16 protein-coding genes are annotated in these 16,994 nt (G+C 45.1%); 6 read left to right on the top strand and 10 right to left on the bottom strand.

Features of this window, described 5'->3' with window-relative positions; all coding sequences use genetic code 11:
- The first annotated feature begins 32 nt into the window (after positions 1-32).
- Complete coding sequence (locus MHH76_RS20655; RefSeq protein ID WP_023856934.1) at positions 33-893, top strand: glycerophosphodiester phosphodiesterase family protein; 861 nt, start codon at positions 33-35, stop codon at positions 891-893.
- A 47-nt stretch (positions 894-940) separates the two neighbouring features.
- Here the strand turns inward: MHH76_RS20655 and MHH76_RS20650 are convergent, their stop codons facing one another.
- A complete protein-coding gene (locus tag MHH76_RS20650; protein ID WP_025810575.1) occupies positions 941-2,293 on the bottom strand; it encodes a 2-hydroxycarboxylate transporter family protein in 1,353 nt (450 codons plus the stop codon).
- Between the two features lie 605 nt (positions 2,294-2,898).
- Between MHH76_RS20650 and MHH76_RS20645 the strand changes: the two genes are divergently transcribed.
- A complete protein-coding gene (locus MHH76_RS20645) occupies positions 2,899-5,157 on the top strand; it encodes a glycosyltransferase (protein ID WP_043054507.1) in 2,259 nt (752 codons plus the stop codon).
- Positions 5,158-5,175: 18 nt separating this feature from the next.
- Here the strand turns inward: MHH76_RS20645 and MHH76_RS20640 are convergent, their stop codons facing one another.
- Positions 5,176-5,724: a pyridoxamine 5'-phosphate oxidase family protein gene (locus MHH76_RS20640; RefSeq protein ID WP_025810577.1), complete on the bottom strand. Its 549-nt coding sequence runs from the start codon at positions 5,722-5,724 to the stop codon at positions 5,176-5,178.
- A 94-nt stretch (positions 5,725-5,818) separates the two neighbouring features.
- Between MHH76_RS20640 and MHH76_RS20635 the strand changes: the two genes are divergently transcribed.
- Both MHH76_RS20635 and MHH76_RS20630 read left to right on the top strand, forming a co-directional pair.
- Positions 5,819-7,243, top strand: coding sequence for a PLP-dependent aminotransferase family protein (locus tag MHH76_RS20635; RefSeq protein ID WP_020453453.1), 1,425 nt, complete (start codon positions 5,819-5,821; stop codon positions 7,241-7,243).
- Between the two features lie 61 nt (positions 7,244-7,304).
- A complete protein-coding gene (locus MHH76_RS20630) occupies positions 7,305-8,144 on the top strand; it encodes a polysaccharide deacetylase family protein (RefSeq protein ID WP_020453452.1) in 840 nt (279 codons plus the stop codon).
- 32 nt (positions 8,145-8,176) lie between these two features.
- Here the strand turns inward: MHH76_RS20630 and MHH76_RS20625 are convergent, their stop codons facing one another.
- The 7 genes from MHH76_RS20625 to MHH76_RS20595 form a co-directional block, all read right to left on the bottom strand.
- Positions 8,177-8,428, bottom strand: coding sequence for a hypothetical protein (locus MHH76_RS20625; protein ID WP_020453451.1), 252 nt, complete (start codon positions 8,426-8,428; stop codon positions 8,177-8,179).
- A gap of 311 nt (positions 8,429-8,739) precedes the next feature.
- Positions 8,740-8,934 (bottom strand): hypothetical protein, encoded by a 195-nt coding sequence (locus MHH76_RS20620; RefSeq protein ID WP_020453450.1) that lies wholly within the window; start codon positions 8,932-8,934, stop codon positions 8,740-8,742.
- A gap of 111 nt (positions 8,935-9,045) precedes the next feature.
- Entirely contained in the window at positions 9,046-9,399 is a 354-nt protein-coding gene (locus tag MHH76_RS20615; protein ID WP_023856937.1) for a YxeA family protein, read from the bottom strand.
- A gap of 6 nt (positions 9,400-9,405) precedes the next feature.
- On the bottom strand, positions 9,406-11,274 hold the full coding sequence (locus tag MHH76_RS20610) for an ABC transporter permease (protein WP_020453448.1): 1,869 nt from the start codon (positions 11,272-11,274) through the stop codon (positions 9,406-9,408).
- On the bottom strand, positions 11,249-12,022 hold the full coding sequence (locus MHH76_RS20605; protein WP_020453447.1) for an ABC transporter ATP-binding protein: 774 nt from the start codon (positions 12,020-12,022) through the stop codon (positions 11,249-11,251). Before MHH76_RS20605 ends, MHH76_RS20610 begins: the two co-directional genes overlap by 26 nt.
- Positions 12,023-12,428: 406 nt before the next feature.
- Positions 12,429-13,409 carry an ATP-binding protein gene (locus MHH76_RS20600; RefSeq protein ID WP_023856939.1) on the bottom strand — a complete coding sequence of 327 codons (981 nt, stop codon included), beginning with the start codon at positions 13,407-13,409 and terminating at the stop codon, positions 12,429-12,431.
- The gene (locus MHH76_RS20595) at positions 13,406-14,095 is read right to left on the bottom strand and encodes a response regulator transcription factor (protein ID WP_020453445.1); all 690 of its coding nucleotides are present in this window, start codon (positions 14,093-14,095) and stop codon (positions 13,406-13,408) included. The genes MHH76_RS20600 and MHH76_RS20595 overlap by 4 nt, the downstream gene beginning before the upstream one ends.
- Positions 14,096-14,300: 205 nt before the next feature.
- Between MHH76_RS20595 and MHH76_RS20590 the strand changes: the two genes are divergently transcribed.
- Complete coding sequence (locus tag MHH76_RS20590; protein ID WP_020453444.1) at positions 14,301-15,347, top strand: lactonase family protein; 1,047 nt, start codon at positions 14,301-14,303, stop codon at positions 15,345-15,347.
- A gap of 86 nt (positions 15,348-15,433) precedes the next feature.
- Here MHH76_RS20590 and MHH76_RS20585 read toward each other — a convergent pair whose 3' ends face one another.
- Positions 15,434-15,781 carry a helix-turn-helix transcriptional regulator gene (locus tag MHH76_RS20585; RefSeq protein WP_020453443.1) on the bottom strand — a complete coding sequence of 116 codons (348 nt, stop codon included), beginning with the start codon at positions 15,779-15,781 and terminating at the stop codon, positions 15,434-15,436.
- Positions 15,782-15,999: 218 nt separating this feature from the next.
- Here MHH76_RS20585 and MHH76_RS20580 point away from each other — a divergent pair, with 218 nt between their 5' ends.
- Positions 16,000-16,989: an asparaginase gene (locus MHH76_RS20580; protein WP_020453442.1), complete on the top strand. Its 990-nt coding sequence runs from the start codon at positions 16,000-16,002 to the stop codon at positions 16,987-16,989.
- Positions 16,990-16,994 lie beyond the last annotated feature (5 nt).

The following is a 16,994-nucleotide window of genomic DNA, read 5'->3' as shown; positions in this document are numbered from 1 at the left end:
GGCAAGAGAAGAGCAAAAGGGGAGTGGATGATGTGTCAGCTTTATTAAAGAAATTGATGTTATCTTCATTGATCGGGGTTTCTATCGGGTCAGCACTGTTTGCACCGGACGCGGGAGCGCAAGAGCCGGCGGCGAAGCCTAAAAAAGTGGCTGTCATTGCGCACAGAGGTGCTTCGGGATACGCGCCGGAAAACACGATGGCTGCCTTTGAAAAGGCGCATCAGATGAAAGCGGATTATATCGAGCTGGATGTTCAAATGTCCAAGGACGGGGAGCTTGTCGTCATTCATGATACAACTGTAAACCGTACGACAGACATCGGCTCAGTGCTGCCGGTCGCCGTAAAGGACTTGACGCTTGCCGAGCTGCGCAAGCTTGATGCTGGCAGCTACTTCGGGCCGCAGTTCGCCGGGGAACGCATTCCGACATTTGAAGAAGTGCTTGACCGGTATAAAGGAAAGATCGGAATGCTGATCGAATTGAAAGAACCTGCACGCTATCCGGGAATCGAAGAAAAAGTATCAGCGGCATTGAAAGAGCGGAGAATGGATAAGCCTAAAAACGGAAAAATCATTGTACAATCGTTTGATTTCAACTCTGTATACAAAATTCATCAGCTGCTCCCATCAATGCCGACAGGTGTCTTAACGTCAAAAACAGCGGACTTAACAGATGCAAAGCTCAAGGCATTTTCCGGCTATGCCAAATATGTGAACGCCAACTTAAAAAATGTGGCCGCTGATCCTACACTTGTGCCGAGAATCCATGCGTTCGGCATGAAAATTACGCCATGGACCGTCCGCTCCCGCGATGAAGTGCCTCCGCTTTTAAAGGCTGGCGTGGACGGGATTGTGACAGACTTTCCCGACTATGTTCCGAAAAAAGTACGCTAGATACTAAACAGAAGGCCTGCAGTTTGCTCTGCAGGCTTTTTCATTCATCAATAAAACTGGGCTAACAGCAGCAATGTCAGTGTAACGGTTATCGCTCCGCCGATTCTTGTGGATACCTGAGCAAACGGCATGAGCTCGAGGCGCTCGGCGGCGCTGAGAATGGCGATGTCCCCCGTTCCGCCCTGACCTGAATGGCAGGCATTGATAATCGCGGTTTCGATCGGGTACATGTTCAGCCACTTTCCTGTAAAAAAGCCGACGGCTATCATCGTGATCACGACAGATACGATCGTAATAATATTGGCAATATTAAAAGCAGCGATCAGCTTGTCCCACGGTGTCATGGAGACGCCAATGGCAAAAAGCAGCGGATATGTCACAGCAGTTGAAAAGAAGCGTGACACGCCGTAGGCGCCGTTTTCCAAATTCGCCGGAGCCAAACGAAACAGTTTCACGGCAACAGCCAAGAGAAGCATCATGACGGGTGCTGGAAATCCGAACAAGTCATGTGAAAGCATACCGACCAAATATAATGAGACGGCAAGAATGCCTCCCGATGCAAAGTGGGAAAGGTTAAAAACGCTTTCTTTGTCTTTGTCGCGGCTTTCAAGCGGCAGTGCGTCCCCACTTTCGAAACGGTCGACTTTTCCGTTGCCTGTCCATTCAGGCTTTTTCTTCCCCATTACATTTAAAACCCCAGACAAAATGACAGCGCTTAAGCTTCCGAACATAATGGAAGGAATGACAAGTGCAAAAGCTTCCCCTTGTGACATGTGCATGATTTCCGAATAGCCGATGGACAGCGGAATGGCTCCCTCGCCAACCCCTCCGGCCATGATCGGAATCACAATGTACAGCAGCGTATGCTGAAATCCGAGGCCGAGCATTGTACCAACTGTCAGACCGACTGCCGCTGCGGCAATTGTCCCTGCGATCAGCGGAATGAAAATTTTAATGAACGCCCTGACCAGCGTTTCTCTTTTCATCCCTAAAATGCTTCCCACTACAATGGCTGAGATAAACAAATAAAGAAAGTTTGAGTTTTCTGTAAATTCAGTTGTTGATTTGATAATGTCATCGGGAATGAGATGGTAATAGACGATAGCTGAAGGAATAAATGTCGCAAGTATAGCGGCACCGCCGACAGAACGAAGAAGCGGCAGCGACTTTCCGATTTGGGCGAAGGTGAATCCGAAAAAGCCCGTAACCGCAATAGCAGTTAAAATGTCGCTTTTCAGATCGTGCATATAGACAAACGTCACAATCAAAGCGAAGAGCAGCAAGTATACGGGCAGCGGAATGATGCCGATTTTAACATTCATTGCTCTTGCAAAAAAATTTTCATCCGATTCTTTCGTTGTTTGAATCGGTATATGTTGTACCTTTGGTTTTGCTTCCATTTTCTTTCCCCCATCCTTTTTGTTATCCCTTTGCTCTGAGTTATTTAACTAAATTAAGTATACTAAAAAAATCAAAATTCAGACAACCGTGCAGGAAGACCTAGCTGTTTTCACATGATGATCTAGAGCGGGTCCATTTGGTTAAAGACGTGTCTGGACACTGTTTAATGGCCTTGTGCAGGCTTTTTTTGATGCGGTAATTCCCGAATCTCCTTTTACTGGAATTAAAATCGACACAAAAAAGCTGTCAATCCGTCAAAAATAAATCAAACATTTAGGAACAGAGACCTTTTTTCCTGTGTGAACCGTTGATACATTCAGCTCCCGTCTCCGAAGAGACAGAGGACGTCTGCGACAAAAGATTCAATCTTGAGGTGGCATATATGTGAAGGGTTATCAACGTGAGCCTTATGAATTTTTCGGAATAGAGTCTATAGTCTTATATTTTTCGCGTTTAAAAGACAATTAGATATGTTTTTTTATTATTTTTAAGGAAATTTAGGTCTAAAGGTGGTAATATATTCGAGTGCAAAAGAATGAAATGGAGGGAAATTTTAGAGAAACCCTTCCCGAAGGGTTTTTTATCAGCACATAAGGAGAAGAAAATGGAATTTATCTTACACTGCTATCCCGTCGCAATGATTGCCCTTATTCTCATCGGTTTTTTGGGATCTTGGATGAATCCGCGTTTCAAGAAATTTTTAATCATATTGTGTCTTATGACGAACGGCGTGTATATTGTTTGGCGGTTCGGCTATACACTGCCTGTCTCTCGCCCCGCCGACATCGTGATGGGCGTGATCCTGATTGCAACTGAATGTATCGGCTTTTTACAGCTCTTGGTCTTTTATACGCTAGTATGGAAGGAAAGGAAGCGGGAGCCGGAAACGCTGGGCGATCAAGACCATTGGCCGAGCGTTGATATTCTCATTGCAACTTATAACGAGGAGCGCCATGTGCTGAAAAAGTCAGTGGCAGGCTGTCTGAGCCTCGACTATCCAAAAGAGCTTGTCAATATTTATTTGTGTGATGACGGAAGGCGGACGGATATTCAAAAACTGGCTGAGGAACTTGGCGTTCATTACGTTACAAGGCCAAACAATGAGCATGCAAAAGCGGGGAATTTAAACCATGCGATGAGCTGCTCGAACGGGGAACTGATTGTGACGATGGATGCCGATATGGTTCCGCTCCCTTCATTTTTGCAGAAAACTGTCGGCTATTTTAAGAAGGAAAAAGTGGCTTTTGTTCAAACGCCGCAGGCCTTCTATAATGAAGATCCTTATCAGTACAACTTATTTTCCGGTGCGAACATTCCGAATGAGCAGGACTTTTTTATGCGCAGGCTCCAGGCCGGGAAAGACCGTTTTAATGCCGTCATGTACGTCGGCAGCAATACGGTTTTCAGAAGAACCGCTTTGGATGAAATCGGCGGTTTTGCGACAGGCGTGATTACGGAGGATATGGCAACCGGAATGCTTTTGCAAACGAAATTTAAATCTGTTTTCGTCAAGGAAGTGCTTGCCGTCGGTCTCTCGCCGGAAACGTGGACGGATCTTTTGAAACAGCGCGACCGCTGGTGCAGGGGAAACATTCAGTGCGGAAAGAAGTGGAATCCGCTTTTCTTAAAAGGTCTTACACCAATGCAGCGCATTCTTTATTTTGACGGTATTCTCTTTTGGTTTTTCGGCGTTTTTAAGATGGTTTACATCCTGGCGCCGCTCTTGTTTTTGCTGTTTGGCATACATAGCTTAAAGACCGATTTGTGGTCGATCACCTCGTTTTGGCTGCCTGCGTTTTTAGGTTCTTACCTTTCATTTAAAGCCGTTTCGGACCGGCAGCGCAGCATGAGCTGGAGTCATATTTACGATACATCGATGGCGCCGCACATGGCGATATCGGCTTTGTCGGAATTCATTTTTAAAAAGCGGTTTGATTTTAAAGTCACACCGAAGGGCGTCAACACAGATCGGCGAAAATTCAAATATACGACGGCGCTGCCGTGTGCGATTCTGCTTGCAATGACGCTGTTTGCTCTCGGGAAAATTCTTTATGAACTTTGGTTTCTGCATACTTTTGATATGAACGTCACATCGTATCATTTATTTTGGGTTCTCTATAATATGACGGGACTCATACTTGCGCTGCTCGTTGCCTTTGACAGGCCGAGATTTCGAAGCTCTGAACGGTTCACAGTCAACAAGCCGGCGGCTTTTTCCACCGTTTCTGGCGATGAGCACGAATGCGAACTGATCGATGTGAGCGACACGGGCGCGCGTATCAGGTTGCCTTATCAGGCTGATTTGCACATGTACTATCATGTGGACGGTCTGATCATAGATGCGGTCGGAAAAGTGCCGGCTCGGGTGATGTGGACGACAAAAGACGAGGCAGACATTGAAATCGGGCTGCACTTCAAAGAGATGGACAAGGAACTATATGTGAAACTGATCGGTTTTATGTTTGATGAAGAAAATGCAAAAAAGGCCGACCGGGAAAAGCGGGCTGATACGCTGTCAACAGTGCTGCGCTTTTTCATGAAAACAGAAAAAAGCCCGGATGCATACAAGAGAAAACACGTCCGCGAGGCCTTTCAAGGTCTGGGAACACTGCTGTTTCCCGATGATGCAGAGAAAGGCGCCCACGAGATCATGATTAAGGACATCAGCTTGTCAGGCTGTCAGATTGAATCCGGCGTCCCGCTTGAGATGAATGAACATGTGTTGGTTTCTATCAATGAGAAGGATCCGGATCAGCGGTTGGCGCTCGTCTGCTGGATAAAGAAGCGGAAAAAGCGGTACACAGCGGGATTGAAATTTATAGATGGAAATGCGGCACAATCCATAGGAGACCCGGTAGCATAAGCTGCGGGTCTTTTTTTATCAACGGTCTTCCTGTACGGTCCGCCCGTTTTCGAATTTCATACTTTGATTCAGCATGTTTTCTTTAGCTGTTATCTTTATGGGATGAATTTTAAGGACAACGGTTTTGCTGCCTAAACTCGATCTGTACTTTTCAACATGTGTTTTGTGAAGCGGAGTACTGTAGTATCCTGGTACGTATTTGTCGAGAAGAGCCTGCATCGCGGATGTTGCTTCATCTAAGTCTGTGATGATTGACGCTGTGCCGAAAAGAATGACACTCATATAAGCGGTATCGGTTTTAGCGGGAATGGGATGAACCATTGTTCCATATTGTTCGCTGACTGTGAAACATACGTTAGGATTTTCTTGCAGCATGTCCATTTTCCGTCCCTCTGATGCACCGTGAAAGTAAATGTAACCGTTTTTCCAGACGAAATTCAAAGGGATGACATATGGATATTCATCTGTGGACATGCCGAGATAACCGGTTTGCGCTTCTGTTAAAAATTGATCAATCTTTTTTTCATCTGTGCAGACAAGCTGTTTTTGCCGAATGGAATGAGCCATCACATTCACGCTCCTTTTTATTATTAAACTGATTTTAAGTTGTTATTGTCCCTTTAAAAAGAGACAATAATAGAAAACTTGATGAGGTCAGATGATGATAGAGTTAACGCCTTTACTCAATAAACAGCTTAAAACACCTCTGTATATACAGCTTTACGAATATATCAAAAAAGAAATAGAGGCCGGCGGCATCCCAGCGGGAGCTCTTTTGCCGCCGATCCGCTATTTATGCGAACATTTGCATCTAAGCAAAAATACAGTTGAAAGCGCCTATCAGCAGCTCACTGCAGAAGGCTATACAGAAAGCAGGCCAAGGATCGGCATCAAAGTGCTTCCCTTGGAGAAAACACTGATGCCGCCTAGTCAATTGAAGATTCATACCAATCGGGAACAAAAAGACACAGGACAAGCTTCAGCGGCAACATATGATTTTAAATATGGTGATATCGATTTAAGCCATTTTCCATTCAAAACATGGAGACGTTGTCTGCAGAATGCAATGGACAGTGGAGATCATGACTTATTTTTGTATGGCGATCATAAAGGCGATTTCGGCCTTCGCACGGAATTGGCGAAGTATTTATTTCAGGCAAGGGGTGTGCGCTGTGTACCGGAGCAAATTGTGATCTGTTCCGGTACGCAGTATGCAGTCGGACTTCTTTGCCAGCTGCTCTCAATGCACGGCCGATTGGTTGCGGCGGAAAATCCGGGATATGATGGTGTGCGTTCCGTTTTCCTCAACCATGGATGTGAACTTCAGCCGATTGGTCTCGAGACAGACGGGATCAATTTGTCTCAGCTTGCTGCAAGCCGAGCCAAACTCGTTTATATTACGCCATCTCATCAGTTTCCGTATGGAATGGTCCTGCCGGTACAGAAGAGGCTGAAATTGCTTGAATGGGCAAGCCGTGAGAATGCCTACATTATCGAAGACGACTATGACAGTGAATTCCGCTATCAGGGCAGGCCTATTCCATCTTTAAAAGCGCTTGATAAAAAAGAAAAAGTCATTTATTTAGGGACTTTTTCAAAGTCATTTCTTCCGGCAGCGAGATTGAGTTATATTGTTCTCCCTTCAAAGCTGGCAGATGAATTTAAAGAAACGCTTGGCCGCTACAGCCAGTCCGCTTCACCCATCATTCAAAAAGCGATGTTTTTATTTATGAAAGAAGGTTTTTTCGAAAGACACATCCGTAAAATGAAAAAAGTATATCAAGAAAAGCACAAAACATTAATATCGGCCATTAAAACGCATTTCGGAAATGACATGGAAATCATCGGCGAAAAAGCGGGGCTCCATATTTTGATGAAGACAGACCGACATGCACAAGACCTCATACATAAAGCGGAAAAACTCGGTGTGAAAGTTTATCCGGTATCAGATTTCTGGTTTGAGCCACATAAAAGCAGCTCTTCCATCGTCATGGCGGGATTTGGGGGGCTTTCTGAAGCGGAAATTGAAGAAGGGATCAGCATACTGCGTAAAGCTTGGCTTTCATCATCAAAGCAGGAACGGTGAAAAATGCTCGTTCCGAAACCGATATTAAAAAGGATTCAATAGATAGAAAGCGGGAATACTTGTGAAAAAAACGAAACTGCTCATTTTGCTGCTTATGTTGATGGGAATGCTGTACGGGTGTTCCAGTCATGAAGCAAAAGGAGAGGAAAAAACAGAACCAAATACGGCTCAAAAAGCGGCAAAACAATCAAAACAGCAGGCGGAGCATGATCCATCCTCCAAGTGGATCAAAGTGAAGGGCCCCGCCCGCATTCCGATTCTCATGTATCACAGCATTTCCACAGGAAACAGCCTGCGCGTACCGGAGGCGGAGTTCCGCGGACATATGAAATGGCTGAAGGATAACGGCTATTACACACTGACACCTGAAGAAGCCTATATTGTCTTAACACAAGACAAAATGCCGAGTGAAAAATGCGTGCTGATTACGTTTGATGATGGTTATACAGATAACTTTGAAAAAGCGTACCCGATTTTGAAAGATTATGAGATGAAGGCGACAATTTTCATGATCGGTAAATCGGTCGGCAGAAAAAATCATTTAACCGAAAGCCAAATGAAAGAAATGGCCGAACACGGTATTGCTATCGAAAGCCATACGATCAATCATGTCGAATTGAACGGACTTGCTCCAGAGCAGCAGCTGAGTGAAATGACTCGTTCCAAAACATTGTTTGACGGCATGCTTCAGCAGAACACAACCATGCTGAGTTATCCAGTTGGACGCTATAATGCCGAAACGCTCAAACAGGCTGAGAAGGCGGGGTATCAAATGGCGGTGACGACAGAGCCGGGGGCGGCTGCTAGGGATCAGGGGATGTATGCGCTGCACAGGGTCCGCATCTCGCCGGGAATGTCGCCGGACGCCTTTGGAAGAATGGTGGAACACAGCATACAATAGGAAAGACGGCATTTATCATGATGCCGCTTTCTTTATTTTTTTTCATTTTGGTCCGTCGGGCTCATGACAAGCCGCAGATTTGGACGCATACCTTCAGAGGTTCGGCGGTTTACCGGCTGCCCGGGTGCGGTTTCGATGACCCTCAAAAATCCGGTCGGCGCAGCTGCCTGGCGGATCAATATTCTGCTTTTCGGTGCCGCTTTTGTATAAGATCTTTTGTTGCTCTTGTCAAAAAAGAATGAATACAAAATAAACAGAGCCAATAAAACCAGTAAAAAAATCATCTGGAAAAAACCCTCCTTATTGTGAATGTCTTCTTTTAATATCGAACAAGTAGGTGCAAAGTTTTATATATTTTGTAACAGAATCGATTAATTGTGACTTTTAAATCGTTTGAAGAGCGGGAATCTGCTGTCTTTACATCATTCCCAATCGGAAGTCTGGTTAAACAACTGGATTGATGATGGCGTATTTGGAGTTAGATGGTGAATGAATGATGAAGTGAGATGGCTGGAACATACCCGGCTGACTGCAGCAAGAACTGCATACAGCCTAAGGGTCCGAGCAGAAGATAGGGAAAGGCAGCCCGCGGGTCTTAACAGCCGCCGCCATCACCGCCGCCGCCACAATCTCCGCCGCCACCGAAATCACTTCCGCTGTCGCCGGATGAATCAGGACCCCCGACAAAGAAAGTTGAAGAGCTGCTGCCGCTGTTGTTTCCGTCGGACGGCGCCATGGCGGCGTAGAGGAAGAATCCCACCAGGATAAAACCGATCATTCCAACAATCATATGAAAACCTCCTAACCAATATGACTTCTGTTTTACTACGAACAACGGGCCAAAAAGTTTCGGAAATCTGTAAAATTATAGTAACACAAAAAACGGCTAGACGCCGTTTTTTTACTGCCTGATCAATTTGGTCCGAACTGCACTCGGCATATCGCCGGGCTGTACTTCTTCCCATGTCTCAACGTATTTTCCCTTCGCGTGTACCTTTAGGTAGGCGTTTTTTCGAAGGGAGGCGCTGGAGGAGAATGTAATTTCTTTTTCCTTCCCAGTGTCATTATATCCTTCCAGCGTGTACTCATAGCGGCCCGGACTCAAGTGCTTTCCGTCTTTGTTGATTTGGACATACACGCTTTCTTTCTTCACAAGTGGATTGAACCTGTCTGTCACCTCATGATGAATTAATAGAAATGCACCAATGCATACAACAGCCAAACCGGCTGTAATCAGAGAAATTGTTTTTTTCATGTTTTATCACCTTAAAAATCCTTTTAATTTTTTCAAATAGCTTTTTCGAATGATCATAAAGAATAATAGTTGGAAGGTCAGAAATCCGCCTATCGTCATCAACACCGGAGCTGCAAAATGACCAAGACTCTGCGCCTCGAGCGTCTTCATCGCAAAATACGTATGAACTGCTGCAAGAGCGAACGGAAAGAAGAACAGGATGGCCAATTGAATCGTCACACTCTGCGACATTTCCTTTTCGCTCAGGCCGATTTTTGCAAGCGACCGATAGCGCTGCTGATCTTCTTCAAGATCGGTAAACAGGCGGAAGTAGAGAAAACTTCCGGATGCCGTAAAAAAGAGAACCGCAATAAAAAGGCCGATAAACAGACTCAGGCTTGGAAGCTGAACAGTTTCAAAATAAGTACTGGCCTTTGCGTCAAATTGAAATCGGATATTGGGAGCTTTTTCTCTAAGATCTTTTTCCAGTGATTGGATCATATCAAGGCTCTCTTTCCAGCGGTTGTAGTTATAGCCATACAATGTGACGAATTCGCCTTGTTTTTTCAGCTTTTCGAAGGTTTTGCCGTTTACGACAACGACGCTGTTTAACAAAATGAGCGGTTTTTTAATACCTTTCACTTTTAGGCGTTCATTTGCCGGCTTCGAATCTTTGTTTAACATGTTCAAGGTCTTGGGAATTTCCGGCTTTTCTTTCGCCTCGATGGCGTTCGGATAATACATCGCCTCGCCGTCTTTCAGTTCGCCGGAATCTGACTTAAAGTGCTTTTGGAATTCGCCTTCAGAGGTCAGGAGCACCCAGGGTCCCTGGCTATAGCTCATATAAATTCCTTTTGTCACTTCCTTTTCATATGAAAAATGTCCGTCCTTCAACTTTTGTTCCATCAGCTTAACGTGTGTCTGTTCCTTTTGGTTCCCGCTGTATAATAAGTACTCTATCTCATATTGAGAATCCAATTTTCCGATGGAAGTCTTGGAAATCACCAATGTGCCAGTGGCGGTAAAGGCGACGGCTGAAATGATGCAAACGAGAAAGAACAGACGGGCATTATCGTTCAGCCGATAGACAAGATCGGATACCCAAAGCACGTTTTTTCCGCGCAAATAAAATGACTTCCGTTTTTTTAAGAGCCGCAGCAGCCAAATGCTGCTTTGGCGAAAGAAGAAATAAGTCCCGATGATCGTCAGAATTAAGATCGTGACGGCTTGGGGAAAATGGATGTCGGCGAACAATACGAGCCAGTAGCCTGAGCCGAGGCAGCCGATGCCGATGACCGAAAAGATAACAGACGGTTTTGGCTCAGGTTTTATTTTCCCTGTGCCTTTGATCAGCTTGGTAACGGTTTTTGATTTAATAAACAAAACCGTAAATTGCGACAGCAAAATAAACAGCATGAGAAAGCAGGCGGCTGTGAGAGCCAGCGCTTTCCAAGGCAGATACAATGGCAAAGCGTCCATTTCCAAAATATAAGCGCCGATCGTAAAAAATGTTTTTGCAAAAACCAGACCGCCGATGATCCCTGTAACGATCGAGAGCACGCCGATGATGATGTTTTCTGCGGTAATCAGCTTCCTCAATTGACCCGGAGCGATTCCCTGGATGGTGAGGATCCCGAATTCCCTGCTTCTCGACTTGAGAAAGGCGTTGACGGAATAAAGCACAAACAGAATGGAAAAGGCGAAAATCATCCATTCAGCCACCGATAATCCCCGCTTTGCAATGGTGTTTAAGTAGCCTTTCTCTAAAGCGGGGTGGAACAAAAGCATCGCAAATGTGAAAAAAACCATCACTGAAAACGCGCTGCTTAAAAAGAAGGCAAGGTAGGCTCTTTTATTCCGGACGACGTTTTTATAAGCGAACTGAAGAAAGGTCATTGGCGTTTCCTCCCAGCATGGACAGCACATTCAGTATCTCTTCATAAAATATTTGGCGGTTGGCGCCGCGGTGGATTTCGTTGAATAATGTTCCGTCTTTAATAAAAATGACGCGCCGGCAATAACTTGCGGCAACAGGGTCATGCGTGACCATCAATATCGTGGCATTGTCGTTTTCATTAAGATGCTGCATCGTTTCCATTACGTCTTTTGACGCCTTCGAATCGAGGTTTCCTGTCGGTTCGTCGGCGAGGATGAGAGCGGGCTGATGAATGACGGCTCTTGCGATGGCCGCCCGCTGCTTTTGTCCGCCGGATACTTCAAACGTCCGTTTATTCAGAAGTTGTTCGATGCCGAGTTTTTCAGCAATCGCCTGAAGTTTATCTTCCATGACGGAAAGCGGTTTATTTTCAAGCGTTAAGGGCAGCATGATATTTTCACCGATCGTCAGCGTATCCAGCAAATTAAAATCCTGGAATACGAATCCGAGCTGTCTGCGGCGAAAGTGGGCAAGCTTGGCCCTCTTCAGATGATGCGGATTTTCTCCGCGAATCAAAATGTCGCCGGAATCGGGGCGGTCAATCGTCGAAATGATATTGAGAAGCGTCGTTTTTCCGGAGCCGGACGGCCCCATGATCGCCGTGAACTCACTGCCCTCGACATTGAATGAAATATCTTTTAAAGCCTGATGAGAGACTTGTCCTTTATATGTTTTATTGATGTTTTTAACGATCAGCATGTCTGTCATGATATCCTCCTTTTGCGGTGCTTTTTAGGGGTGCCCGCTTCCAATATGTTGCGATTCTTCACATCCACTCCAGTGCCCATTCGGAATGCTGAATGGCCGGTGTGCAGAAGCAAAGTATGGCGGGCCTCGTTTTTTGTTCAGCGCGTCGATAATGACGAACAAAAAGGAAAAGATCATGTAGAAGCGCTGAACAAGTGACGTTTATTTGGGCGATCAGATGGCTGAGGGTCCGCCTGCCCTGAAGTCGATCATAAAAATGATTCCGCATAAAGCGTATCATCGATTGTGTCGATTCTTTTCATAAACTTGGATTGCAAATAAAAAATCCTCCTTGCCACGTTTGTTTGTGTAAACAAATCATATCAAGGAGGATATGGATGAGCTATGCGGTTTTATTAAAGAAGACTTACATTTTTGTAAGGAACGAAAATTGCACAGTCGTTCCTTTCCCTTCTTCTGAAGCGATGCTCACATCATGATTGAGCTTTTCCGCAATCTCTTTTACAAGGTAGAGGCCGATGCCCGTTGATTCCTGAAAGCGTCGTCCGTTTTCCCCGGTGTAATAAGGCTCAAATACCCTTTTCAAATCTTGTGAAGGAATTCCGACTCCGTAATCTTTGATTTCCAGGATGATGCGTTCGCCATTACGGAATAGCGTCATATCGATGCGTTCGCTTTTTCCTGACGAATACTTCACAGCGTTGGTGATAACCTGGCCAACGGCAAACTTGAGCCATTTGCGATCGGAGTAAATAACGGCGTCTTCAGCGGGAACCTGTTTATTTGGATAGACCCGATGCTGTATAAAATAGCGTTTATAGCGCTGAATCTGAGAATGAAGCAGCTCGCCAAGTGACACGGCTTCAATTTTAAAATCCTTTTCAAACAGGTCAAGCCTTGATGAATAGAGGAGTGTTTCCAGTCCGTATTCAATCTGCTGGACTTCTTTTTTGATTTGTTTAAAAACGGGTTCGTCCTCTTCCTGGATGATCAGATTGATGACGGAAAGCGGTGTTTTCACCTGATGCACCCATTGATTCATGTAGGTTACCCTGTCTTCCAGCTTGGACTCCATCTCATGTATTTTGCGGTGGTGGAGCCGGCTCAGCTCCATATGTTTTTCATAGAGCTCTGAGCAAAATTCAGCCGTCCCCAAAAAAGGAATTTCTGTATCTTTTTGTTCTGAGCCGAGCCACTGGTAGACTCTGTGTTCTTCATACCATTTGTACGAAAGATAAAGCGCCAGCGCCAGAAGCTGAACGCCGAGAATGTAAAAAAGGTGGGTGAAAGTCTGCATGCCGGCAAACCAATAGTAAAAAAACACGAATCCGCCCTGAAAAAGAAACAGAAGAATGAGAACGGCATGGTTTTTTAGGAACAGCTTCATGATTTCGCCCTCAGCTGATACCCTTCGCCCCGCACTGATTCAACTGAGAAGGGCACGTCCATGCTTCGCAATTTTTTGCGAATCCTTGTAATATAGACATTTAACGTGTTTTCATCTATAAATGTATCGGTTTCCCATGTCTTCTCCATCAACCGGTCTCTGCTTGTCACTTTTTCTCCTCTTTCAAGCAGCACTTCCAAGAGTTTGCTTTCCTTTTTTGAAAGCTCGAGCTTCTCATCCCGGCAGCGCAGCTCAAATCGTTCGACAAACAGCTGAACGCCTTCAAATTCAATCACTTTTTCTCCTTGCTTAACGGCGTATTCTCCAAATGCCCTGCGAATTTGGCCTTTAATTTTAGCGAGCACCACTTCATAGGAAAAAGGCTTTTCTATATAATCATCGCCGCCGTTTTCAATCGCCATGACCTGATCCATTTCTCCGCTTCTCGCTGAAATGAAAATGATCGGACAAGTCGAATGCTGGCGGATTTGCCGGCACCAGTAGTACCCGTCGTATGCCGGCAGATTGATGTCAAGCAATATCAGATCGGGCTTCTCTTGGAGAAACATTTCAAGGATAGAGGTGAAATCAGTAGCTGCAACAGTTTCGTATCCGTATTTTTCTAAATGATCGCATAAAAGCTTCCGAATGTCTTCGCTGTCCTCGACAATCATGATTTTCGTCATTTTGAACACTCCTATGAACAAGTCTCCGCTGCCGAAAATGAGCGATTCCATTATAAAAGCGGCAGTGAAGGTCTCTTAAGTTAAGAATATCATAAAAAATTTTTTTTCATGTGAGCGCTTAAGGTTTTTGCATACCAGATCATGATAATTCAGTTTCTGTGAGTTAAAATAGGAATGGACGACTGTCAAAAAAGGAGAGGATCAAATGGCAAAATACAGAGGCTATATCGGAACATATACAAAAGCAGACAGCGAAGGGATTTATACATTTGAGCTTGATACGGAAAAAAAGGCGTTAAGCACGCCAAAGCCGGCAGCAAAGCTGGGCAGTCCGACATATTTGAATATCGCCAAAGACAATGAAATGCTCTATGCAGTGGTCAAAGACGGCGATAATGGCGGGGTTGCCGCATACCGTGTTGACGGCTCCACAGGAGAGCTGACTTTCGTCAACCAGCAGGCCGGGGAAGGACCATCGCCTTGCCACGTCAGCGTCGATCAGAATAACCGCTATGTTCTGTCCGCCAATTACCACAACGGGACGATCATGGCATACCCTTTAAATGAAAGCCGCGGCTTGCTTGAGCCTTCAGCAAAAGTGCAGCATGAGGGAACAGGACCGCATGAGAGGCAGGAAAAAGCGCATACTCATTATTCCGGATTCACACCTGATGAGAAGTATGCAGTAGCCGTCGATCTCGGTACGGATCATATCATTACGTATCAATTGAAAGAGGACCGGCTTGAAGCGGTGAAAAAACACGCAACTGCACCGGGGTCAGGGCCGAGGCATATTGAGTTCCATCCGCAGGAAAAGTATGCGTATGTATTAACGGAGCTGAGCAATGAAGTCATCGTGTTGGAATACAATCCTGATTTGGGTGAATTCAGGGAGATTCAAGTCATTTCGGCATTGCCGGAAGGGTTTGACGGTGCAAGCCAGGGCGGCGCCATCCATGTCACTAAAGACGGCAAATTTGTATACGCTTCAAACCGCGGACACGACAGCATCGCCGTCTTCAGCATCAACGAGTATTCGGGCGAACTTTCCCTGGTTGAACACGTATCAACTGAAGGGGAATGGCCGCGCGACTTTGAGATTGATCCTTCAGAACAATTTTTAATCGCTTCCAACCAGGAAACAGGGACATTGACATTGTTTGAAAGAGACCGGACAACGGGCCGGCTGACGCATTTGCAGTCCGGAGTTCCTGCTCCTGAAGCGGTTTGTGTGAAATTTTTACATCAATAAAAGCAAAAAAACTTGACTGGCTAAAAAGGCCAGTCAAGTTTTTTTCTTTTTATAACACTTGCAGCATGCGGTTAACCGCTGTCATTTTACCCCGCATCCAGCTCTTTTTTGACCTTGATAAACGCAACCATCTGCTTGATTTCTTCTTCGGAAAGAAGCGTCCCGTCGACTGCCAGCTTGAGCTTATCCCATTCCGTCAGTTCAATGGCTTCGTTTTTAGCCTTTTCATCCCGGGGATCGTCAACTCTGCCAAGCAAAAAATCAGTGGAAGTATTGAATAAATCAGCGATTTCGATAAGCGCCTCTAAAGAAGGGCGGCGGTAGCCCGATTCATAGCCCGCGTAAGTGCTTTTCGCAATACCGAGGCGGTCGGCAGTATATTGCAATGACCATTTTTTATTTTTTCTCAGTGTTGTTAATCGATCTAAATTCATATCTTACGCTCCTTTTAATACACAGTGATTATAGCACATTATCAGCAAAAGTGTACGCGAAATGAATAAAGTTTCTTGATTATTTCACATTTGAGGACTATAATTGCATTGAAGGTACGCATAAAGCGTATACATTCCTGATGTATCAAGCCTTCTTCGTAAAAACAAAACATGCTTTATACTGTATAAAACAACTACTTCTTAAAGAGGTGTAGCACATGAAAAAGTTACTGCTGTTGACCACCGGCGGGACCATCGCTTCAGTAGAAGGCGAAAACGGACTGGCTCCGGGGGTTAAAGCGGAAGAGCTTCTCAACTATTTATCTGATGACCATTCTAATTATACGATAGATTGCCAATCTTTAATGGATATAGACAGCACCAACATGCAGCCTGAACATTGGGTGATGATGGCTGAGGCTGTATATGAGAATTACAGCAGCTACGACGGATTTGTGATCACGCACGGAACCGATACGATGGCCTACACCTCGGCGGCGCTTTCATACATGCTGCAGAATATTGATAAGCCTGTTGCGATTACAGGTTCCCAAGTTCCGATTACATTTAAGAAAACGGATGCGAAAAAAAATATTAAAGATGCGGTCCGCTTCGCGTGCGACGGTATCGGCGGAGTTTACGTCGTCTTTGACGGCCGCGTCATTTTAGGCACGAGAGCGATCAAATTAAGAACAAAAAGCTACGATGCATTTGAAAGCATCAATTATCCTTACGTTGCTTTCATTCATGACAAGGAGATCGAGTATAACAAACGGGTTCCCGAAGTGAAGCCAGGCGCTTTGAAACTCGATACCTCCTTAAATACCGATGTTTGTCTGGTGAAGCTTCATCCCGGATTAAAGCCTGAGTTTTTTGATTGTCTGAAAGGTTCATATAAAGGTATTGTGATTGAGAGCTACGGAAGCGGCGGCATTCCTTTTGAGAAAAGAAACATTTTAGAAAAAGTGAACGAGCTGATCGATTCCGGAGTAGTCGTAGCTATTACGACACAATGCCTTGAAGAAGGAGAGGATATGAGCATTTACGAGGTCGGCCGCAAGGTAAACCAAGATGCCATCATCCGCTCGAGGAATATGAACACCGAAGCGATCGTTCCGAAGCTGATGTGGGCACTAGGAAAAACCGGACAACAAGCTGAAGTCAAAAAGATTATGGAAACGCCAATTGCAGACGATATCATCATCTAAAAAAA

This window comes from Bacillus sp. FSL L8-0193, from assembly GCF_037976065.1.
GTDB classification, from domain to species: Bacteria; Bacillota; Bacilli; order Bacillales; family Bacillaceae; genus Bacillus; species Bacillus paralicheniformis.
Note: the sequence above shows the minus strand (reverse complement) of the source record. Positions and strands in the feature narration are given on the sequence as shown.

Bases quoted from the DNA above. Each gene is read 5' to 3' on its own strand.
- MHH76_RS20650 (WP_025810575.1), bottom strand. From the start codon at position 2,293: ATGGAAGCAAAACCAAAGGTACAACATATACCGATTCAAACAACGAAA.
- MHH76_RS20645 (WP_043054507.1), top strand. From the start codon at position 2,899: ATGGAATTTATCTTACACTGCTATCCCGTCGCAATGATTGCCCTTATT.
- MHH76_RS20640 (WP_025810577.1), bottom strand. From the start codon at position 5,724: ATGGCTCATTCCATTCGGCAAAAACAGCTTGTCTGCACAGATGAAAAA.
- MHH76_RS20635 (WP_020453453.1), top strand. From the start codon at position 5,819: ATGATAGAGTTAACGCCTTTACTCAATAAACAGCTTAAAACACCTCTG.
- MHH76_RS20625 (WP_020453451.1), bottom strand. From the start codon at position 8,428: ATGATTTTTTTACTGGTTTTATTGGCTCTGTTTATTTTGTATTCATTC.
- MHH76_RS20620 (WP_020453450.1), bottom strand. From the start codon at position 8,934: ATGATTGTTGGAATGATCGGTTTTATCCTGGTGGGATTCTTCCTCTAC.
- MHH76_RS20615 (WP_023856937.1), bottom strand. From the start codon at position 9,399: ATGAAAAAAACAATTTCTCTGATTACAGCCGGTTTGGCTGTTGTATGC.
- MHH76_RS20610 (WP_020453448.1), bottom strand. From the start codon at position 11,274: ATGACCTTTCTTCAGTTCGCTTATAAAAACGTCGTCCGGAATAAAAGA.
- MHH76_RS20605 (WP_020453447.1), bottom strand. From the start codon at position 12,022: ATGACAGACATGCTGATCGTTAAAAACATCAATAAAACATATAAAGGA.
- MHH76_RS20600 (WP_023856939.1), bottom strand. From the start codon at position 13,409: ATGAAGCTGTTCCTAAAAAACCATGCCGTTCTCATTCTTCTGTTTCTT.
- MHH76_RS20595 (WP_020453445.1), bottom strand. From the start codon at position 14,095: ATGACGAAAATCATGATTGTCGAGGACAGCGAAGACATTCGGAAGCTT.
- MHH76_RS20590 (WP_020453444.1), top strand. From the start codon at position 14,301: ATGGCAAAATACAGAGGCTATATCGGAACATATACAAAAGCAGACAGC.
- MHH76_RS20585 (WP_020453443.1), bottom strand. From the start codon at position 15,781: ATGAATTTAGATCGATTAACAACACTGAGAAAAAATAAAAAATGGTCA.
- MHH76_RS20580 (WP_020453442.1), top strand. From the start codon at position 16,000: ATGAAAAAGTTACTGCTGTTGACCACCGGCGGGACCATCGCTTCAGTA.